The organism is Streptomyces sp. NBC_01635, assembly GCF_045209715.1.
Lineage (GTDB): Bacteria > Actinomycetota > Actinomycetes > Streptomycetales > Streptomycetaceae > Streptomyces > Streptomyces hirsutus.
This window is the reverse complement of sequence record NZ_CP109277.1, coordinates 7536662-7556085: the sequence shown is the minus strand read 5'-3', so window position 1 is coordinate 7556085 and position 19424 is coordinate 7536662. Positions and strand designations below refer to the sequence as shown.

Annotated in this window: 18 protein-coding genes and 1 pseudogene; 8 read left to right on the top strand and 11 right to left on the bottom strand. The window is 71.6% G+C overall.

What is annotated here, in order from left to right; genetic code table 11:
* Window positions 1-102: 102 nt before the first annotated feature.
* From OHB56_RS35115 to OHB56_RS35105, 3 genes are read left to right on the top strand one after another with little or no spacing between them, the layout of a single operon-like run.
* Entirely contained in the window at window positions 103-1722 is a 1620-nt protein-coding gene (locus tag OHB56_RS35115; RefSeq protein ID WP_326755751.1) for a PP2C family protein-serine/threonine phosphatase, read from the top strand.
* The gene (locus OHB56_RS35110) at window positions 1719-2852 is read left to right on the top strand and encodes a B12-binding domain-containing protein (protein ID WP_406357795.1); all 1134 of its coding nucleotides are present in this window, start codon (window positions 1719-1721) and stop codon (window positions 2850-2852) included. Before OHB56_RS35115 ends, OHB56_RS35110 begins: the two co-directional genes overlap by 4 nt.
* Window positions 2853-2909: 57 nt before the next feature.
* Window positions 2910-3335 carry an STAS domain-containing protein gene (locus OHB56_RS35105; protein ID WP_406357793.1) on the top strand — a complete coding sequence of 142 codons (426 nt, stop codon included), beginning with the start codon at window positions 2910-2912 and terminating at the stop codon, window positions 3333-3335.
* A gap of 89 nt (window positions 3336-3424) precedes the next feature.
* Here OHB56_RS35105 and aztD read toward each other — a convergent pair whose 3' ends face one another.
* The 4 genes from aztD to aztB all read right to left on the bottom strand — a co-directional run bounded on the left by aztD (window position 3425) and on the right by aztB (window position 7924).
* On the bottom strand, window positions 3425-4666 hold the full coding sequence (aztD, locus tag OHB56_RS35100) for a zinc metallochaperone AztD (RefSeq protein WP_406357791.1): 1242 nt from the start codon (window positions 4664-4666) through the stop codon (window positions 3425-3427).
* 75 nt (window positions 4667-4741) lie between these two features.
* Window positions 4742-5704, bottom strand: a complete 963-nt coding sequence (gene aztC, locus OHB56_RS35095; protein ID WP_326755747.1) for a zinc ABC transporter substrate-binding protein AztC — start codon at window positions 5702-5704, stop codon at window positions 4742-4744.
* Window positions 5701-6975 carry a hypothetical protein gene (locus OHB56_RS35090; RefSeq protein ID WP_406357789.1) on the bottom strand — a complete coding sequence of 425 codons (1275 nt, stop codon included), beginning with the start codon at window positions 6973-6975 and terminating at the stop codon, window positions 5701-5703. The genes aztC and OHB56_RS35090 overlap by 4 nt, the downstream gene beginning before the upstream one ends.
* Window positions 6976-7057: 82 nt before the next feature.
* Window positions 7058-7924 carry a zinc ABC transporter permease AztB gene (aztB, locus tag OHB56_RS35085; protein ID WP_406357787.1) on the bottom strand — a complete coding sequence of 289 codons (867 nt, stop codon included), beginning with the start codon at window positions 7922-7924 and terminating at the stop codon, window positions 7058-7060.
* A gap of 14 nt (window positions 7925-7938) precedes the next feature.
* Between aztB and aztA the strand changes: the two genes are divergently transcribed.
* Window positions 7939-8679 (top strand): zinc ABC transporter ATP-binding protein AztA, encoded by a 741-nt coding sequence (gene aztA, locus OHB56_RS35080; RefSeq protein WP_406357785.1) that lies wholly within the window; start codon window positions 7939-7941, stop codon window positions 8677-8679.
* Between the two features lie 77 nt (window positions 8680-8756).
* Here aztA and OHB56_RS35075 read toward each other — a convergent pair whose 3' ends face one another.
* Window positions 8757-9239, bottom strand: a complete 483-nt coding sequence (locus tag OHB56_RS35075; protein WP_406357783.1) for a PaaI family thioesterase — start codon at window positions 9237-9239, stop codon at window positions 8757-8759.
* A 232-nt stretch (window positions 9240-9471) separates the two neighbouring features.
* Between OHB56_RS35075 and OHB56_RS35070 the strand changes: the two genes are divergently transcribed.
* Window positions 9472-9924, top strand: a complete 453-nt coding sequence (locus OHB56_RS35070; protein ID WP_406357781.1) for a hypothetical protein — start codon at window positions 9472-9474, stop codon at window positions 9922-9924.
* A gap of 783 nt (window positions 9925-10707) precedes the next feature.
* Here OHB56_RS35070 and OHB56_RS35065 read toward each other — a convergent pair.
* The 5 genes and pseudogenes from OHB56_RS35065 to OHB56_RS35045 all read right to left on the bottom strand — a co-directional run.
* Window positions 10708-11634: a phosphotransferase gene (locus OHB56_RS35065; RefSeq protein WP_406357779.1), complete on the bottom strand. Its 927-nt coding sequence runs from the start codon at window positions 11632-11634 to the stop codon at window positions 10708-10710.
* A 54-nt stretch (window positions 11635-11688) separates the two neighbouring features.
* Window positions 11689-12651, bottom strand: a complete 963-nt coding sequence (locus OHB56_RS35060; protein ID WP_406357777.1) for an aminoglycoside phosphotransferase family protein — start codon at window positions 12649-12651, stop codon at window positions 11689-11691.
* 183 nt (window positions 12652-12834) lie between these two features.
* Window positions 12835-13833, bottom strand: a complete 999-nt coding sequence (gap, locus tag OHB56_RS35055; RefSeq protein WP_326755738.1) for a type I glyceraldehyde-3-phosphate dehydrogenase — start codon at window positions 13831-13833, stop codon at window positions 12835-12837.
* A gap of 96 nt (window positions 13834-13929) precedes the next feature.
* Window positions 13930-14886, bottom strand: a complete 957-nt coding sequence (locus OHB56_RS35050; protein ID WP_326755737.1) for a helix-turn-helix domain-containing protein — start codon at window positions 14884-14886, stop codon at window positions 13930-13932.
* 152 nt (window positions 14887-15038) lie between these two features.
* A pseudogene (locus tag OHB56_RS35045) lies at window positions 15039-15173 on the bottom strand (N-acetylmannosamine-6-phosphate 2-epimerase); the annotation flags it as partial.
* 217 nt (window positions 15174-15390) lie between these two features.
* On the opposite strand from OHB56_RS35045, the gene OHB56_RS35040 reads away from it, so the two are divergent.
* The 3 genes from OHB56_RS35040 (at window position 15391) to OHB56_RS35030 (ending at window position 18320) form a co-directional block, all read left to right on the top strand.
* Window positions 15391-16206 carry an SAM-dependent methyltransferase gene (locus tag OHB56_RS35040; protein ID WP_326755736.1) on the top strand — a complete coding sequence of 272 codons (816 nt, stop codon included), beginning with the start codon at window positions 15391-15393 and terminating at the stop codon, window positions 16204-16206.
* A 144-nt stretch (window positions 16207-16350) separates the two neighbouring features.
* A complete protein-coding gene (locus tag OHB56_RS35035; RefSeq protein WP_406357774.1) occupies window positions 16351-17415 on the top strand; it encodes a biotin/lipoate A/B protein ligase family protein in 1065 nt (354 codons plus the stop codon).
* A gap of 239 nt (window positions 17416-17654) precedes the next feature.
* Window positions 17655-18320: a hypothetical protein gene (locus OHB56_RS35030; RefSeq protein WP_326755734.1), complete on the top strand. Its 666-nt coding sequence runs from the start codon at window positions 17655-17657 to the stop codon at window positions 18318-18320.
* Window positions 18321-18391: 71 nt separating this feature from the next.
* On the opposite strand, the gene OHB56_RS35025 is transcribed toward OHB56_RS35030, so the two are convergent.
* On the bottom strand, window positions 18392-19414 hold the full coding sequence (locus tag OHB56_RS35025; protein WP_406357772.1) for a TIGR03842 family LLM class F420-dependent oxidoreductase: 1023 nt from the start codon (window positions 19412-19414) through the stop codon (window positions 18392-18394).
* Between the last annotated feature and the right edge of the window lie 10 nt (window positions 19415-19424).

Here is a 19424-nt window from a genome sequence, read left to right as displayed (position 1 = left end):
AGGGGCGGTTGCGGACGCGCCCCGATTACGGGACAGTTGTCGACTGACAAGTGTTTCTTCGCGTGATCTGAGGTGAGAGCCCGAGCACAAGGGCTCCGACATATGACTTATTCCCCGGACGGCCTCCGTTCCGGTTCCACCAGTGTGGCGAACGCTGCCGCAGCCCCCTACCCGGTGGTGATCGTGGACGCGGAAGGACGTGTCGTGGAACTCAACGATTCGGCCACCGCCCTCTTTCCGGCCGCCCACGCAGGGCGGCCTCTGCCGTCCCCGGAGTGGCTCACCACCGCGCAGCGCACCCCTGGCGCCACCACGGTGACCGGCACGGTGGGCGAGCGCTTCTTCTCGGCGCGCCCGTCCTCGCTTCCCGGCGGCGGGGCGGCGTGGTGGCTGGTGGACGAGACCGCCTACCGGTCCGCACTGAAGGAACTGGAGGGGGAGCGCGAGCGCACGCGGTTCCTCTCCGAAGCCTCGAGTGCCCTGCTCTCGTCGCTGAACCTGGACCGCTGCATGGAGGTCACCGCGCGCCTGGCCGCCGAGTACCTGGCCGACGCCGCGGTGGTCATCGCGCCCACCACGGCCCGGAAACTGCCGATGGTCATGTGCGACCGGCAGGGGCGTCTCACCCGGGCCACCGTCTCCAGCGAGCCGGAGGCGGTACCTGGACTGGCGGAGGCCTTGCAGGGCTTTCCACCGGTGCCGTCACGGTGGATCGACCCCGCCACCGCTCCCGACTGGCTGGTTCCCGAGCACTTCGGCGAGGTCGGTTCGCTGGTGATCACCCCGCTTCCGGGCCACGGCGTGCCGGCCGGGGCGCTGATCCTGTTCCGGCGGGCGCAGAAGGCCGCTTTCAGCGAGTCGGAGGAGGCCTTCGCCGGACTGTTCGCCGCCCGTGCGGGTGCCGCGATGTCCGCCGCGCGTCTCTACGCCGAGCAGAACACGGTGTCCGACATTCTCATGCGCGCACTCCTTCCGCCCGCTCTTCAGCAGGTGGAAGGGGTGGAGTTCGCCGGCGGCTACCGGCCCAGCGTCGACACCGACCGCATCGGCGGGGACTTCTACGACGTCCACCCGCCGGGCGAGGACTCCGCCGACACCTTCGCCGTCCTGGGGGACGTGGCCGGCAAGGGACTGGAGGCCGCGGTACTCACCGGCAAGATCCGTAACACGCTGCACGCCCTGCTGCCGATGGCGGACGACCACGGCAGAATGCTGCGGCTGCTGAACAACGCCATGCGCAACAGCCACAGCACCCGCTTCGCCACCCTGGTGCTGGTCTCCGCCAGCCGCGAGGACCGCGACGTCGTACTGCGGCTGACCTCCGCCGGGCACCCCCCGCCGCTGATCGTGCGCGGCGACGGCACCGTGGAGGAAGCCGACACCGGCGGCTCCCTGGTCGGTGTCCTGCCGACGGTCAGCTCCCGCACCGCCCGGGTACGGCTGACGCCGGGTGAGTCGTGCCTGCTGTACACCGACGGCGTCACCGAGGCCAAGGGCGGGCCGATGGGCGACGCCATGTTCGGGGAGCAGCGCCTCAAGCGCGCCCTGGCCGAGTGTGCCGGCCTTCCCGCGTCCGCGGTCGTCGAGCGGGTCCAGATGCTCGCCGACGAGTGGATCGGCGAAGGAGTCCACGACGACATCGCCGTGCTGGCCATCACCGCGCCCCGCGGTGCGCACCTCAGCGCTGTGGACGGAACCACCCGAGGCAGGTACACCGCATGACGGCCGCTCCCGCCACGGACCGCGCACACGGCACCGGTCATCCCCCCGTCCGTACCCGCCCCGCCTCCCCGCACGGCGACGAGCGGGCCCGGGAATACGCGGACAGACTCTGGACCGCGGTCCGGGCCGCGGACGAGTACTCGGCCGTCGACCTCGTCACCAACGCCCTCCGGGGCGGGCTGGACGCGGAGACGGTACTGCTGGACGTCATCGGCGCCGTCCAGCGCAAGGTGGGCGTCGAGTGGGCGGCCAACCGCATGAGCGTGGCCGACGAACACGCCGCCACGGCCATCAACGACCGCGCCGTCGCCACTCTGCCCGTCCACCGCCCCACGACCGCGCGCGGCAGGGTGACGGTCGCGTGCGTGGACAAGGAGTGGCACGCCCTGCCCGCACGGCTCCTGGCCGAGGTACTGCGGCTGCGGGGCTGGCAGGTGGACCACCTCGGAGCGCAGGTCCCCACCGCTCACCTGGTCGGCCGGATCCACCGCGCCGGGTCGACGGTCGTCTGCCTGTCCGGCTCGCTGTCCACCCGGCTGCCCGTGGCCCACGCCGCCGTCACCGCCGTCCAGGCCACCGGCGTGCCGGTCATGGTCGGCGGCCGCGCTTTCGGGGCCGACGGCCGCTACGCCCGCCTGCTCGGCGCCGACGCCTGGGCCTTTGACGCGCGCGGCGCGGCGGACCGGCTGGCCGCCGGCCCGCTGCCCCTGCCGCGGCCGCCCCACCAGGCCCTCGACGACCTTCCTCACTTGGCCGACCAGGAGTACACCCTGATCGCCCGCTGTGCCCGCGGCCTGGTGCGCCGGACCTTCCAGGACCTGGAGCAGCGCCTTCCCGCCATGCGCGACTACACCGAAGAACAGCGGGAACGCACCGCCGAAGACCTCGCCCAGATCGTCGACTTCCTGGCCGCCGCCCTCTACGTGGACGACGCGGACGTCTTCACGGACTTCCTCGCCTGGACCGCCGAGGTCCTCACCGCACGCGGTGTCCCGGCTCACGCCGTGCTGCCGGGTCTGGACCTGCTGGAGGAGCAACTGCGCGACTTCCCGCGGGCCCGTGGCCTGATCGCCGACGGGCGCGACGCGCTGAGGCCCTTCGTCCGGCCCCGGTCCGCTCCCGCTCCCTGATCCGAACGACAGGCCTCGCGGCCTGGCACTCCCGACCTCGACCCGTGGGAATCATCTGTGGCTGCCTTCCCCTTCTCACCGCCCGTCCGGCCTCTCGCCGGCGGCGCCCCGCACACCGTGCGCCTGGCCCTCGTCGGCGACCTGGACTACGAGGTCGGCGACGAGGTTCTCCACCAGGTCCTGCACGCTCTGCGCGAGGGCGAGGACGTACGGGACCTCCGGCTGGACTGCCAGGGTCTGGGAACGGTCGACTCCGCGGGCCTGGCCGTCCTGCTGCAGATCCACCGCCACACCTCCGAGGACGGAACCGGTTTCCACCTGGACAACATGGGCCCGCGGTTGGAGCGTCTGCTCCACATCACCGGTACCTACGAGTACCTGACGGCTCCGCAGCAGGCCGCCCCGTCCGCCGGTTCCGCCGGTTCCGCCGGTTCCGCCGGTTCCGTCGAGGAAGATCCCGGGACTCTGGATTCGGGGATGTAGCGGCCGGTGCCCTCCCGGCGGTGACCGCACGGGGCTCCCCCTCTCCGCCCGGCCCGGCGCTGCGCCGGGCCGGGCGGGGCCGGCGGGTGTCAGTGGCCCGCGACGACGCCGGAGAGTTCGTCGGTGCTCTTCGGCAGGGTCACGGAGGTGACCTTTTCCCCCGATTCGATGTCCACGGAGTGCAGTTCGCGCGTGCCCGGTTCGGAGACGTACGCGGTGTGGTCGCGGACGAAGAGGGTGGGCCTGGGCTGCTGCCAGATGAGCGGCTCCTGCCACTTGTCCACGACGGGGATCTTCTTCTCGGTCCTGCCCGTCTCCGGGTCGATGACGCGCAGAGCGCCGTCCGTGCCGAGGACGAGTGCCTCGCCGTGGGGTCCGCGGCCCAGCGAGCGGAAGGAGTAGCTGGTGCCGAGGTCGACCAGGCGCAGCTCCGCCGTTCCGGTGTCGATCAGGGACACGCGCGTGGGCCGCTCCAACTCGGCGTCCGGGTCCGTCTTGTAGTCGCCCAAGAGAATTGGGGACGCATCGCTGCCGGCCTGGTTCCCGATGCGGCCGTAGTCGTCGGGGGCGTCGACCTTGGTGAACTCGCCGTCCTTGTAGATCAGGATGCCGTCCTCGCAGCCGACGGCGACGGCCTCGCCCCGGGCGGCGGCCTCGCCGTGGACACCGGGGCAGTCCTCGTTGCGCGCGATCTCCTTGTCGTTCCTGTCGAGGACGAGGGCGCCGGTGCGCTCGTCCTCGGTGCCCACGGTGCTGAGGAGTTCGCCGTTGCTCAGCTCGATGGCGACGCCGTGGTGGGGTTCGGCGGAGGTGTAGGTACGGCCCTCGGGCTTCTCGCCGCCGGCGAGGGCGGCGGGGTCGAGGACGTTGACCTCGCCGGTGCCGTCGGTGAACAGGACGGTCCTGCCGGCGTGCCGTACCACGTGTCCCGGCTTGGCGCCTTCGTACGTGATGTCGGTGAGGGTCCGCCTCGCGGCGTCGAGAACCCGGAAGCCGGAGTCGGTGGAGACGAAGACGTGGGCGTCGTCGCCGGCGGGGTTGACGCGGTTGAAGCCGGGCAGCTCGATCGTTTCGGCGAGCTTCAGGGTCTTGCCGTCCAGGATGTACAGGCCGCCGTCGAAGGTGGCGACCAGCGGCTCCTCGACCGCGGCGGCCCCGGTGTCCCGCGTACCCTTCGCCGCCTTCTGCTCCTCCTGCTCCTTCTGCCCCTTCGTGTCGGACGAGGAGGACGAGGAGGTGTCGCCGCCTCCTCCGCAGGCGGTCAGGACCGCGGAGACCGCCAGGGCGAGGGCCGTACCTGTGAGGACTCTGCTGCGTATCGACGTGTTCACTGTGCGTGTTCCTTTTCTGCCGCGCGGGTGCGGCTTCGGGAGGTGGTGTTCGAAAACGGGGCTTGCGCTCGGGGTTCAGTCGCCGGTCAGGCCGTCCGTCATGGCGGTGGTGTTGGCGCGCATCATCTGCAGGTAGGTGCCGGCGCCCTCGCCCTGCTCGGTCAGGGACTCGGAGTACAGCGCGACGACCCGCACCCGGCCGCCCAGTTCCGTGCGCAGGACCTCGGCCAGCCGGGTGGGCCGTGAGGAGTCCGCGAAAACGGTCCGTACCCCGGCCTCGCGCATGGCCCCGGTGAGCGAGCGCAGGTCCGAGGAACTGGGTGAGGCCAGCGTCGTCCCGCTCGGGACGACCGCGCCGACCGTCCGGAAACCGAAGCGTTCGGCGAGGTAGCCGAAGACGTGGTGGTTGGTCACCAGGGCGCGTCGCTGCTCGGGTATGCGGGCGAAGGAGCGTTCCATCCAGGTGGTCAGGTCGGCGAGTCGTCCGTCGTAGCGGTCGGTGCGGGCGCGGATCGCCTTCTCGTCCACGCCCTCCACGTGCTCGACGACCCGGTCGGCGATGAGGCGGGCGGCCGTGCGCACCCGGTCGGGGTCGGTCCAGAAGTGCGGGTCGGGCTGTCCGGCCGCCGCCTCGGGGCCTCCGTCGGCGGGCGCCCGGAAGACGAGCGGGTCCACCGCCCTGCCGACCTCGAGCGTGGCGGTCCCGGACTCCCGGGCGGCCTCCACGTGCCGCAGTACGTTCTCCTCCAGGCCCAGCCCGTTGGCGATCACGAGGTCGGCCCGCTCCAACTCGGCGGCCTGTACGGCCGACAGGCCGAAGGAGTGCGGATCGGCGTTCGGTTTCATCAGCACCGTGACGTCGGCCTCGTCACCGACGATCTCCCGGGTGACGTCGCCGAGGATGTTCGTCGTCACCACGACCCGGGGCCGGTCGTCGCCGGTCGCGCACGCGGTGGCCGTGCCGGCGAGGGCGAAGGCGATCAGGGTCAGGAGCAGGCGGCGCAGCCGCAGCACGGCGAGCTTCGGTGTCGTCGTCATCGGCCTGTCTCCACCATCAGGGCCGGCTCGATGTCGAGGTCGAAGGTGCGCGCGACGCGCAGGCCGTCGTTGTGGTCGATCTCGTACACGCGCCTGCCCGCCGGGTCGTTGAGGTAGGCGCGACTGCGGTCGACCTCGATGACGGGCCGGGGCGCCGTCGCGTCCGGTCCGGTGCCGGGTACGTCCTTCAGCAGCGGTTTCGTCCGGGACACCCGCTCGCCGGTGGCGATGTCGTAGCCGTGCAGGGTCCCGTCGGTGCGAAGGACGAGGAGGGGGGAGCCCTCACCCGCGGTGCCGGCGGTGACGGCGGGGCCGGTCTCCACCCGTGTCCAGGTGCGTTCGGCGATGTCCAGGACCCATACCGCCCGGTCTCCGGCCGGCGCCGTGAGCGTGTCGCCGCCGGCCCGGTGACGGAAGTCCGTGGCCCGTTCCCGCTCGGGGACGCGCGTGCCGTAGGGGATCTTCTCGGCGGTGAACGTGCCGTCGTCCGCGTGGATCAGCAGGACGCCGTCGGCGCAGCCGAGGACGACTCCCCGCCGGGTGACGGCGTCGCCCCGCGGTTCCTCGCACACGGCGTCCGGCGCCGGGACGCGCTCGCCCTCGCGGTCGTACACCGCGGCCTTCGGGGCGCCCTTCGCGCCGCCGGTGAGGGTCAGCAGGTGCTCCGCGTACGGCACGACGGCGCCCGTGTGCCTCCCGGGCAGCGGGCGGGGAGCGCCGAGGTCCCCTGCCTCCAGGTCGGCCCGGCGGTGGATCTCGGCCCGTCCGTCGCCGTGGGTCACGACGGTCACCGCGGCATCGCCGCGGACGCGCGCACCGGTGCCGTCGGGATCGTCGGAAGCGCCGGAGCCGTCGGAGAGGCGGCCCACGTCGCGTATCGCCGCACGGTAGTAGTGCACGTGGTCGCCGTGGTCCACCGTCCAGGCGCCGGTGTCGAGGACGCGCGTGCCGTCCGCACCGTGGAGGTAGCCGAACCGGCCGTCCGTGGTGAGGGCCGAGGTGCCCGGCGTCCGGGAGACCTCGTGGGTCTCTCCGGTGATCAGGTCGAGGACGCGGGTGTCTCCGCTCCTCGGGTCGTTGAGGAGCAGCCTGGACTGCTGCTCGGCCTTCTCCTGCGCCCCTTCGACGTGTCCGTGCGGGGTGGCGGCGGCCGACGGGTTCGCCGGTGGGGCGGAGGCGGCGTCGTCCCGGCCGCCCGCGCAGCCCGTGGCGAGCAGCGCGAGGGCCAGGAGCGCGCACGCTCCGGCAGTGACGTTTCCTCGGACGGGCAAGGGGATCGCCTCCATCAGGTTTCCGGATCAGGTCATGCATCGGGATCGGGTTCTCGGACCGGGCCTCTTCGGCCGGATCCCGTCAGGCGGTCGCCACGGCGCGGCCGGCCTCCCCGCGCCCGCGGTGGCGGTGGCGGCGGCGGCGGACGTCCGATGCCAGGTGGGAGAGGAAGAACAGGCCCACCGCGAGGGCCGAGACGGTCGCGCCGGCGGCGGTGCTCAGGTGCCAGGAGAGCAGCAGGCCGAAGAAGGTGGCGGCCGTGCCGAGCAGCGCCGCGATCGCCATCACCGCCCGCACGCTGCGCGCCCACGGCAGCGCGGCCGCCGGCGGGGCGATGAGCAGGCCCAGGACCAGCAGCGTCCCCACGATGTGGAAGGAGGCGACGATGGCCAGGGCCAGCAGGCCCAGCAGGACGGCGTGGGCGACGCGCGGACGCAGACCGAGGGTGCGGGCCTTGCGCGGGTCGAACGCCAGGGCGAGGAAGGCGCGGTGGCCGAGGACCGAGACGGTCAGTGCCGGCAGCAGGGCCGCGCCCAGCAGCACCAGGTCCTGTTCCCGGACGGCGAGGACGTCGCCGAAGAGGAACCCGGTCAGGTCGACCGCGAAGGACTGCGAGCGGGACACGATGATGACGCCGAGCGACAGCATCCCGACGAAGAGCAGGCCGATCCCGGTGTCCTGGGACAGCCGCGGGGTGCGCCCGAGGGCGGTGACCCCGGCCGTCATCACGGCTGCGCTCAGCAGCGCTCCCACCAGCAGGTTGCTCCCCAGAAGCGCGGCGAGCGCGACGCCGGGCAGCAGTCCGTGCGACATGGCGTCACCGAGGAAGGCCATGCCTCTCAGCACCACCCAGGTGCCCGCCAGGGCACAGATCGCCGACACCAACATCCCGCCCCACAGGGCCCTTTGCACGAAGGTCACCTCGAAGGGGCCCGTCAGCCATTCCATGCGAGCACACTACAATGACAATCATGTTCAATAAAACCCCCTCCGCTGCCCTCGGGAACCGGATGCCGCCCCGCGTCCGCTTCACCGGGCTCTCCGCCGGCTACCCCGGCCGCCCCGTGCTCGATCAACTCGACGGCGAGATACCGGCGTCGGCCGTGACAGCGCTGATCGGCCCGAACGGCAGCGGGAAGTCCACGCTGCTCGCGGTTCTGGCCGGCGTGATCCGCCCCACCGCGGGCGAGGTCCGGCACGAGGGAGCCCGGCCGCCGGCGTTCGTCCCGCAGCGCGGGGCCGTCGGCGACACGCTTCCCCTGACGGTCCGGCAGACCGTGGAGATGGGGCGCTGGGGCGAGCGGGGACCATGGCGCCGGCTCACGCGGCGCGACCGGACGGTGGTGGACGAGGCCATGGAGCGCCTCGGCATCACGGCGCTCGCCGCCCGTCAACTCGGCGAGCTCTCCGGCGGACAGAGGCAGCGCACGCTCATGGCACAGGGCCTCGCCCAGGAGTCGGACCTGCTCCTGCTGGACGAGCCGGCCACCGGCCTCGACCCCGAGGGCAGGGAGCGCACGGCGGCACTGCTGACGGAGCTGGCCGCCGACGGGGTGACCCTCGTCCACGCCACCCACGACCTGAACGCGGCGCGCTCGGCGGACACCTGCCTGCTGCTCCGCGACGGCCGTCCGGCCGGCCAGGGGCCGCCGGACCGGCTCCTCACCCCGACGGCACTCGCCCACCTGTGGCAACCGGTGTGAGACCTGCGACAGCCTCGCGGACTACTCCTGCGGGCTCCCTCCTGCGGGCCCACTCCTACGGGCTCACTCCTGCGGGCTCATGCCTCGGGTCGGTCCACGCGGATCAGTGTCTGCTGCCCGTTGGCGACGAGTTTCCGTTCACCGTCGTCCTGGACGCCGAACACCTCCAGCCGGCACACGGTCAGGGTGCGGCCGGACTTCAGGACCGTCCCGATCGCCTCGATGCGGCTGCCGACGGCGGGGGCGAGGAGGTTGATCTTGTACTCGACGGTGAGCACTTCGGTGTGCTCGGGAAACAGCGTCAAGGCGGCATAGCCGCCGGCGCTGTCCGCGACGGCACTGGTGGCGCCGGCGTGGAAGTAGCCGTGCTGTTGGGTCACTTCGGGCCGGTGCGGGAGCTCGATGTGCACGCGGCCGGGTCCGATGCGGGTGACCCGCGCGCCGAGGTGGGCCATCAGCCCCTGGCGCTCGAAACTGTCCCGGACCCGTTCCCGCACCTCGGCGCTCGCCTGTTCCTCCTGCTGCGTCGGGTCTTCCACGTGCTCTCCTTCGACGGACATCACGATCGGCGTACGGGATGAGGCCGGGCTGTCGGCGGGCACGGCGTCCCCCGATGGGAACCTCTCCGACGACGATCGTCGCACCCGCCCGCGGGGGACGGTGCGGCGCGTCCTACGACACCCGCCCGGGACACGGGAGCGACAGCGTCGCGGACGCGCGCGAGCGGCCCCGAGCGGTGGGGCGCGGTGGAACCGCGGGCAGGCCGCGCTGATCCGGCTGTACGAGTGGGCGGTGCAGCACGAGGACATGATGGTCAACCCGGTGATCATGCGGTCGTTCCTCGGCAGGAACGACGAGCGGGTTCTGGTGCCGGCAGCTCGGGCGAAGAACGCGCGGAGCGGCGAGGTCCGCTGGCCGACATCGCGGGCGTTTCGCCGCTGGATGGAGGTCGGGTTGTTCGGGTACGGCGCCGACGGCGTCCCGTCACCGGGGCGGGCAGGGCGGCTTGCGGACCGCAACGGCGCCCTCGCCGCCTACCGCGACGCCACCCTCTTCAAGGTCACATACGACTGGGGGTTGCGGCGAATGGAGACGTCCAAAATGTCCGGCCGCGGTTCGGCTTCGCCGACCACCCGGCACTTGTTCGGGCTCCTTGAAAACGGCTCTGTCCGCAGTTCCGTGGTTCTCAAGCGCGTTGTGGCGTGGTCGGGTCCCGGCACATGCCATTCGATCGACTCTGGGTGATAGACAACCTCATGACTTACTACGCAGACCTGACTCCGTACACGTACGACAGGGACAATGGGGATCCAGCAGCGCCAGGCTGCTGGCGAGGTGTCCCGCTGCTGAACGTGGGCTGGCTCAGCCGCAGTAAGACCTACTCGAAAGGGGCGCCACCTTCGGGGTTGGCAGACGCGCTGCAGCGTATGACTCAGACGCATCGGGCCCAGCAGACGCGCGGCTATCACTTCTGCCCTTGGTGTGCCTCGAGACTGCTCGGACCGCGGGGCGACAGTCCACGAGGCAGTGCAGAGATACGCGTCGTGGGGAACGACGTCGCCTACGCTGCTCCTGAGCTGGTTGCTCACTATGTCGAAGCCCACAGCTACTTGCCGCCGGCTGATTTCGTACATGCTGTGCTGTCGCCTGGTGCCTTCTCCTGACCCCGGGACTCAGGGCTGGGTGAGGACGCGGGTCCGAAGGAGGATGACGGCTGGATCAGCGGTGGCGTGTTCGACGAACGCGTCGTAGGTAAGAGGCTGCTGAGCAGTCATGGTGTGGATCTCCGCTGAGGTGGTGACGGGGATGCCTGCTGGGGCGGCCCTTCTTTGAGAGGCGCCCGCACCGTCTGCGGCTGCGCAGGGCCGCCGCCCGGAAGATCAACGCACATCCGGACCCTGCCTTCGGCCGGGCCGTGGGGCAGGGCATTCGGGGAGACTTCAGCATGCCGACCCCCTTGGTCACAGCCGCTCGCCGAGGGCTGCGACCAGCACGGTCGCCCGACAGTGACCGTGCAAGGCCGGTTGATCAGGCGTCCGCGCGGCGCAGCCGCTCAGGTGCTTCTTCGGCCAGCCGGGCGGCGGCGGAGCCGTTCAGCTGGGCGACCGATGCCTTCTTGGCGTTGAAGGCCAGTACCCACAGCCCCGCGGCCCAGGCCACCTCGTACTCCTCACGCGTCCAGTGCCGCCTGCGGGCCCAGGCGTATCCGGCCAGGAACCGCTCGGTCTCGGCGACGGTCGCAGGCCGGTCTTCGGGTCCGCCCGCGGGGAAGACCGCGGCTGCCAGCCCGGCAAGTGCCGCCTCGGGGCGGGCGACCGCACTGTCCCAGTCGTGCACCACGTGCAGCTTGTCGCCGTTCCAGCGGATGTTCTGGGACTCGAAGTCGCCGTGCCCGACCACCTCGGGCAGAGCGGCGCGCCGCAGCCGAGTGCGCACACGGCGGGCCGTCTCGTCCAGCCGGCCGGGGCCGGGGCGGTCGTTGAGGTCCACGTCCATGTCGTCCGGCCACGGCCAGGGCCGCGGATCGTCATGGTCCCAGCCGTTCCACGGCGGCGCGGGAGCCAACGACGGCACGTCCGCAACCGACGGCGCCGCCCTCATCAGGCGGGCCAGCGCCGCCGCGAACAGTTCGGGCGCGTCCGGACGCGGCGGCAGCACGGTGCCATCGGGGACCAATGCCTCGGCCGTGAAGACCTGGCCCCTCAACGGCCCCTGGCCGTCCACGGGCTCCGGCCCGGCCAGCGGTTCCGGGCAGGGGAAGCCGGCTTGGTACATGCGGCGTTGCACCTCCAGGCAGCCGGCCAGCCGGTGCTCGAAGGGCCTTGCCTTGACGACGACTTCACGGCCGTCCGCCAGCCGCAGTCCCATGACCGTGGACAGGTGGGCGCGTTCGAAGAGCGTCCGGGCGGGCGGTGAACCCAGCCACTTGCTGCACCACGTGGACAATTCCCCCACCACAAGAACTCCCTGTCCTCGGCATCACCACCCCGGACAGGGGCGGTCGACTGATCAGCGTTGCTTACGGCCCCCATCCGGGAGCGGGGCCTGTGCGCGAGAGGGCCGGCCCAAGCTGGATGTCAGAACACGGTCGAGCGCCGCCCGGCCTGCGGGTCCCCATGCCGGCTTGCCGCCAGGAAGGCCCCGCTCCCCGTTCTGGCCCATGAGGATGAGGAAGAGGCTTTTCAGAGCAGCGAGCCCTCGGGCGCGCCGGATCGTCGCCTCGTCCGCATGCGCGTACACCTCGAAGAACCGTGAGCCCGCGCCCGCGGGAAGGAGCAGCCACGCGGCCGCGAGGTCCCACGCCGGATCGCCGGCGAACATGTCGCCGAAATCGATCACGCCCGAGAGCGTCCCGTCCGAGACGACGACATTCGCCGGGTGGAGGTCACCGTGCAGCCATACCGGCGGGCCCTCCCACTCGGGGGCCGCAACGGCATCCTCCCAGACGTCCCGGACGGCCCGGACGTCGGCGGCGATGCCGCCTGGGGCAATGGCCTGCAAGAACTTTTCGAAGCCGTCCGTGCACTTCTCGGGGTGAGCGCCGCGGTCCGAACCGGTCGGTGCCTCGGCGGGCGCCTCCACATGGAGCGCCCTGAGGAAGCCCGCCAGAGTGTCGGCCGCGTGCTCGCCGCGGCTGATCGAGGCGGAGTCGAGTGGCTCGCCGGGAACCCACGTCATAATGCTCCAGAGCCTCGGGAAGCGCGCGGACGGTTCGCCGATCCGCACAGGAGTCGGAACCGGGAGCGGAAGGCGCGGGGCCAGGACGGGCAGCCACCGGCGCTCTTTGCGCTGGAGATCCGGGGCACGTTCCGTGCGCGGCATGCGCACGACCAACTCATCCCCGAGGCGCCACATGTGGTTGTCCCAGCCGCCCGCTGCCTCGCGGATATCCAGCCCTGCAAGGTCCGGATGCTGGTCCTTGAGAAGACCGTGTACCAGCTCTGCGGTGATCTCGATCTCGGAGTCGGTCATGCGCAGCCACGGTACGTGGGGGGAGCCGGCCAAGGTGAGTCCAAAAGCCGCCACGGGATGATCTCGGTGAATCAGCAGTGCAGCTCGGCGTCCTCGGCGGGGTCGTGCTCGTCCGGCCGACCGGAGCGCTCGAGGGAAGTGCCGGAGCGGTCGCTGGAGGTGGGGTACCGCCCCGGCGTCCGGTCAGCGGGGGGCGAGGAGCTCGAGCGTGTCGATCACGCGGTTCGAGAAGCCCCACTCGTTGTCGTACCAAGCGACCACCTTGATGTGGCGGCCGTCGACGCGGGTGAGGGCGGAGTCGAAGATCGACGAGGCGGGATTGCCCGTGATGTCGGACGACACGAGCGGGTCGTCCGAGTACTCGAGGACACCGGCGAGCGGCCCCTCCGCCGCGGCGCGGTATGCCGCCAGCACGTCGTCGCGCGTCACGTCGCGGGCGACGGCCGTGTTGAGTTCGACGATCGAACCCACCGGCACCGGTACGCGGATCGAGTCGCCCGACAGCTTGCCGTCGAGGTTCGGCAGCACCAGGCCGATCGCCTTGGCGGCGCCGGTCGTGGTCGGCACGATGTTGACGCCGGCGGCCCGGGCGCGACGGGCGTCGCGGTGCGGACCGTCCTGCAGGTTCTGCTCCTGCGTGTAGGCGTGCACCGTCGTCATGAACCCGTGCTCGATGCCGGCGAGTTCGTCGAGGACCGCTGCCAGCGGCGCGAGCGCGTTGGTGGTGCAGGAGGCGTTCGAGACGATCGTGTGCACGGCCGGGTCGTAGGCGTCGGTGTTGACCCCGAACGCGAGCGTGACGTCGGCGCCGTCCGACGGCGCGCTGACGAGCACCTTCTTCGCGCCCGCGTCGAGGTGGGCGCGGGCGGCCTTGGCCGAGGTGAAGCGGCCGGTGGCTTCCAGGACGACGTCGACGCCGAGGTCGGCCCACGGCAGCTGCGCCGGTTCGCGCTCGGCCAGCACCGTGATCCGACGGCCGTCGACGACGAGGGCGTCCCCGTCGACGGTCACCGGACGCCCGAGCCGGCCGGCCGTGCTGTCGTAGGCGAGCAGCCGGGCGAGCGTGGCGGGCTCCGTCAGGTCGTTGACGGCGACGATCTCGAGGGCGCTGTCGCGTTCGAGCAGTGCGCGCAGCACATTGCGTCCGATGCGGCCGAATCCGTTGATGGCGATGCGAGTCATGAGTGATGTCCCTTTCCTTCGCCACCAGGCTCGCCCGCGGTTCGCGCCGCCGACAGTGGCGAGATCGCCATCGTTCAAAAGGATCCCGCCACGGTGCTATGCGCCCCGGGTGAAGGTCCGCCGGTACTCGCTCGGTGTGGTGCCGAGGACGCGCTGGAAGTGCAGGCGCAGGTTCGCGCCGGTGCCGAGGCCGACGTCGGCGGCGATCTGTTCGACGCTGCGCTGCGACCGCTCGAGCAGTTCGCGGGCCAGGTCGATGCGGGCGCGCATCACCCACTGCATCGGCGTGTAGCCGGTCTCCTCGACGAAGCGCCGGGAGAACGTGCGCGGCGAGACCCCGGCCTGCCGCGCCAGCACGTCGAGGGTGAGGGGCTCGCCGAGCCGGTGCAGCGCCCACTCACGGGTGGCGCCGAAGCGCTCGCCGAGCGGCTCGGGGACGCTGCGCGGCACGTACTGGGCCTGGCCGCCGCTGCGGTAGGGGGCCGCGACCAGGCGGCGGGCCGCGTGGTTGGACGCGGCCACCCCGAGGTCGCCGCGCAGGATGTGCAGGCACAGGTCGATGCCGGAGGCGGCGCCGGCCGAGGTGAGCACGCTGCCCTCGTCGACGAACAGCACGTTCTCGTCGACCTGGACGAGCGGATGCCTGACCATGAGTTCCCGCGTGTAGTGCCAGTGCGTCGTGGCGCGCCTGCCGTCGAGCAGGCCCGTGGCGGCGAGCGCGAAGGCGCCCGTCGAGATGGCGGCGAGCCGTGCGCCCCGGGCGTGGGCGGCGATCAGCGCGTCGACGACGGCCCGCGGCGGGTCGTCGCGGTCCGGGAACCGGTAGCCGGGGACGAAGACGATGTCGGCCCACGCGAGCGCGTCGAGGCCGTGGGCGACGGAGTACGACAGGCCGTCGCCGCCGGTCACGAGACCGGGTGCCGCCCCGCACACCCGCACCTCGTACGGCATGCTCGCGCGGGTCGTGAAGACCTGCGCGGGAATTCCGACATCGAGCGGCTTCGCACCCTCGAGCACGAGGACGGCGACGCGATGCAGGCGGGAGGCTGGCATGGGACAGAGGCTACGTGGGGCGTGACGTCGGTCTCCGGCCGCAGACACTGCACCACTGGGACCGACGTGTGAGCGCGTCTCCGATCCTGGACGACCCGGGCGAGCATCCCGAACCGAGCGTGTCGAAGCCTCAGGCCGAGGCGTCCGCGAAGGGAGACAACACCGACTCCGCACTCAATGAGGGCGAGGGCGTGGCGCACGGTCGGGGTGAGGTGGACGCCGGTGTCGCCGTCCTTCCACAGTCCGATCACGGGCAGGCCGACGGCGGCGACGGTGGCACTGCGTACACCCGCAGACGCCCGGTGAGGACGCCGCCGCGGCATCCCTGCCGGAAAGCGCGGCGAGCGCCACGTGACGAGCGCCGGACGGCGTCAACCGGAATCCGTCCATGCCCCGCATGAGTGACGAACTGGAGTGCGCAACAACCCTGTTGAGACGTAAGTTGTGGGGCAACACACCCGCTGGCTGAATACGCCTGCCTCGGCTGAGAGACGGACCGTACCCATGAGCGACCCCGAGACGACGCCCGGAACCGCCGCACACCAGAAGATCGACACCTCGGTGCCGCATTCGGCCCGGATCTGGAACTACTGGCTGGGCGGCAAGGACAACTACCCGGTCGACGAGGAAGCTGGCGACGCGTACACCGGCGTCTTCCCCGGCATCGTGACCATCGCCCGCAGCAGCCGGGCCTTCCTGCGACGCAACATCACGTATCTGGTCTCCGAGGCCGGCATCCGGCAGTTCCTGGACATCGGGACGGGCCTGCCGACCGCCGACAACACCCACGAGGTCGCCCAGCGCATCGCGCCGGAGAGCAGGATCGTCTACGTCGACAACGACCCGATGATCCTGGCGCACGCCCGCGCCCTGCTCTACTCCACTCCCGAGGGGGCGACCGCCTATGTCGACTCCGACGTGCTGGACCCGGAGCGCGTCCTGGCCGCCGCCGCCGCGACCCTGGACTTCTCCCGCCCCACCGCCCTCATCCTCAGCAACATCCTGGGCCACATCGCCGACCACGACGAGGCGCGCTCCATCGTGAAGCGGCTGATGGACGCGCTGCCGTCCGGCAGCTACCTGTCCATCAACGACGGTTCCCGGGGCTTCGACCCGGGGTTCGAGCAGGCCCAGGACGGCTACAACAAGAGCGGTGCCGTCCCGTACAACCTGCGGACCGTCGAGGAGATCACCTCGTTCTTCGACGGCCTGGAGCTGCTGGAGCCCGGCGTGGTCTCGGTCACCCGGTGGCGCCCGGACGCCGACGCGTCCGACGCTCCGATCATCGCCGAGCACGGCGGCCTCGCCCGCAAGCCGTGACGCCCTGCCGGGGTCACAGGCCGCTGCGGCCTGTGACCCCGGCTCCGGCCCCGCACGTACCGGCCCTCGCCCGTGCGCGAGCCCGGCGGGAACAGCACGACCGCCTCCGGCGTTCCCCGTGCGACGGGACGAAAGGCGGAAATCGTGCACGGTGAGTACAAGGTTCCCGGCGGCAAGCTGGTCGTCGTGGACGTCGAGGTGACGGACGGCGTCCTGCGGAACACGCGGGTCGCGGGCGATTTCTTCCTCGAACCGGACGAGGCGCTGGACGCCGTGAACCACGCCCTGAACGGCGCCCCGGCGGACCTGGACGCGGCCGGGCTCGCCGCGCGGATCGACGCCGCGCTTCCCGAGGGGACCGTGATGTACGGGCTGACCTCGGCGGGCGTCGCCGTCGCGGTGCGCCGTGCGGTCGCCCGCGCCACCGACTGGTCGGACTACGACTGGCAGCTGATCCACGAGGGCCCGCAGCCCCCGGCGCTGCACATGGCGCTGGACGAGGTGCTGACGGCGGAGGTCGCCGCGGGACGCCGTCCGCCGACGCTGCGGGTGTGGGAATGGGGCGGCCCCGCGGTGATCATTGGCAGTTTCCAGTCGCTGCGCAACGAGGTCGACCCCGAGGGAGCCGAGCGGCACGGCATCGAGGTGGTGCGCCGCATCTCCGGCGGCGGCGCGATGTTCGTCGAACCCGGCAATACCATCACGTACTCACTGTCCGTGCCCGAGGCCCTGGTGCAGGGCCTGTCCTTCCAGGACAGCTACGCCTATCTCGACGACTGGGTGCTCGGCGCTCTCGGCGACATGGGGATCCGGGCCTGGTACCAGCCGCTGAACGACATCGCCACCGACCAGGGCAAGATCGCCGGCGCCGCCCAGAAACGGATGGTGGGCCCGGACGGCGGCCCCGGCGCGGTGCTGCACCACGTCACGATGGCCTACGACATCGACGCCGACAAAATGCTCGACGTGCTGCGCATCGGCAAGGAGAAGATGTCCGACAAGGGAACCCAGAGCGCCAAGAAGCGCGTCGACCCGCTCCGCCGACAGACCGGCCTGCCCCGCGAGACGGTCATCGAGAACATGATCGACTCCTTCCGCACCCGCTACGGCGTCTCCGCCGGCAAGGTGACCGGCGAAGAACTGGCCCACGCCCGGGAGTTGGCGCGGACCAAGTTCACGACCCCTCAGTGGACCGCACGCGTGCCCTGACCCGCCCGGCGGCCCGTTCCGCGCCCACCCGTCGGCCGGTGCCGTGACGCCACCGCGACACCTCAAATCGCCTGAACCCAGGGGAAGTACGGCAAAGCACCACCCCCTCGTGACACTCCCCTGTCACCCCGCGCCTACGGAGCGAGTTCGCCCTTCCGCCCCACGGGGAAGCGTGTGAGACTGGCGTCCCGTCCGCAGTGCGGGCCCCCTTCCGCACCGACCCCCACGAGAAGTGCGCCGTGCGTTCCTTTCCTCTGCCGATAGCCCTGACCGCGCGTCTGTCGCCGGTGGTCGTCCTCGCCGCGGCGGGCTGGGCACTGTCGTCCGGGTCCTCCCCCGAGCCGCAGGCCGCCGAGAAGAAGCCGCCGGAGACGACGGCGTCGCAGTCCGCCTCCGCCCCGTCGACGACGGCCGCGCCGAAGACGTACACCGCCGCTCCCGCACCCTGCGGCAGTGTCGCCGAGAAGACCGTCAAGTCCCTTGTGCCGGGGGCGAAGGCGGCCGGTAAGGAGATCAAGTCCACCGACTCCGAGCTGCGCCGGACCTGTTCGTGGAACGCCCTCGACGGCTACGAGTACCGCTGGCTCGACGTGTCCTTCGAAGTCCTGCAGTCGGACGACGCGGCCGAGAAGTCGTACCAGGGGCGGCTGAAGGACAGGAGCGGCGGGGGCGCGGTCCCCGGGCTCGGTGACGCCGCGTACTCGGTCGTGGACCTCAGCACCGAGGACAAGCAGCAGACCCGGGAGGGCGTGGTGGTGGTCCGCGCCTCCAACGCGCTGGTGGTCGTGACGTACAACGGCAGCGACTTCGAGTCGAAGAAGGCCCCCTCCACGGACGAGATCAACAAGGGCGCCATCAAGGCCGCCAAGGAAGCGGTGGCGGCCCTGCTGGCGGGCAAGGGCTGAGTCCGGCGGGTACGACGGACCGGGGCAGGGGGGCGTCTCGGCGTCCGGGACACCGGCCTTCGGGGCGCGGGTCAGCCGTTGAGCGCCGGGATCACGTGCGTCCCGTACACGTCGATCACGGCTTCCGGGGCGTCGTGCATGTCGTAGACGGCGAACTGGTCGACGCCCAGCGCGCGGAGCGCCTTCAGTTTCTCGACGTGCCGCTCCGCCGTGCCGATCAGGCAGAACCGGTCGACGATCCGGTCGGGCACGAACGCGGTGGCGGGGTTGCCGCTGCGGCCGTGGTGGGCGTAGTCGTAGTCCTGGCGGGAGGCGATGTAGTCGGTCAGTTCGTGCGGGACGACGCCGCTGTCGGCGCCGTACCGGGCCACCAGGTCGGCGACGTGGTTGCCGACCATCCCGCCGAACCAGCGGCACTGCTCCCGCGCGTGGGCGAGTGCTTCCGGTGAGTCGTCCTCGGTGACGTAGGCCGGGGCGGCGACGCAGACGGTCACCTCGGCGGGGTCGCGCCCGGCGGCGACGGCGGCGTCCTTGACGGCCTTGACCATGGTCTCGGTGAGGTAGGGGTCGGCGAGCTGGAGGATGAAGCCGTCGGCCTCCTCCCCTGCCATCCGCAGCGCCTTCGGCCCGTACGCGGCCATCCACACGGGGAGCCGGGAGTCCTTCCCGATCCAGGGGAAGCGGACGACGGTGCCGCCGCCGAGGTCGGCCTCCCCGCCCTCGGCGAGGGTACGGATGACCTTCATGGCCTGGCTCATGCGGGCCAGGGTGTTGGGCTTGCGGCCGGCGACCCGCATCGCGGAGTCGCCCCGGCCGATGCCGCAGACGGTGCGGTTGCCGAACATGTCGTTGAGGGTGGCGAAGGTGGAGGCGGTGACCTCCCAGGCGCGGGTGCCCGGGTTGGTGACCATCGGGCCGACGGTCAGCGTCGTCGTGTGGGACAGGATCTGGCTGTGGATGACGAACGGTTCCTGCCAGAGCACGGCGGAGTCGAAGGTCCAGCCGTGGGTGAAGCCGGCCTGTTCGGCGCGTTTCATCAGGTCGACGACCCGCGAGGCCGGCGGGTCGGTCTGCAGTACGAGTCCGAAGTCCATGCGCACCACT

What these genes read in the sequence shown, in the direction of transcription:
- OHB56_RS35115 (WP_326755751.1), top strand. Translation starts at nt 103, where the DNA reads ATGACTTATTCCCCGGACGGCCTCCGTTCCGGTTCCACCAGTGTGGCG.
- OHB56_RS35110 (WP_406357795.1), top strand. Translation starts at nt 1,719, where the DNA reads ATGACGGCCGCTCCCGCCACGGACCGCGCACACGGCACCGGTCATCCC.
- aztC (WP_326755747.1), bottom strand. Translation starts at nt 5,704, where the DNA reads ATGACGACGACACCGAAGCTCGCCGTGCTGCGGCTGCGCCGCCTGCTC.
- aztB (WP_406357787.1), bottom strand. Translation starts at nt 7,924, where the DNA reads ATGGAATGGCTGACGGGCCCCTTCGAGGTGACCTTCGTGCAAAGGGCC.
- aztA (WP_406357785.1), top strand. Translation starts at nt 7,939, where the DNA reads ATGACAATCATGTTCAATAAAACCCCCTCCGCTGCCCTCGGGAACCGG.
- OHB56_RS35075 (WP_406357783.1), bottom strand. Translation starts at nt 9,239, where the DNA reads ATGTCCGTCGAAGGAGAGCACGTGGAAGACCCGACGCAGCAGGAGGAA.
- OHB56_RS35060 (WP_406357777.1), bottom strand. Translation starts at nt 12,651, where the DNA reads ATGACCGACTCCGAGATCGAGATCACCGCAGAGCTGGTACACGGTCTT.
- gap (WP_326755738.1), bottom strand. Translation starts at nt 13,833, where the DNA reads ATGACTCGCATCGCCATCAACGGATTCGGCCGCATCGGACGCAATGTG.
- OHB56_RS35050 (WP_326755737.1), bottom strand. Translation starts at nt 14,886, where the DNA reads ATGCCAGCCTCCCGCCTGCATCGCGTCGCCGTCCTCGTGCTCGAGGGT.
- OHB56_RS35040 (WP_326755736.1), top strand. Translation starts at nt 15,391, where the DNA reads ATGAGCGACCCCGAGACGACGCCCGGAACCGCCGCACACCAGAAGATC.
- OHB56_RS35025 (WP_406357772.1), bottom strand. Translation starts at nt 19,414, where the DNA reads ATGGACTTCGGACTCGTACTGCAGACCGACCCGCCGGCCTCGCGGGTC.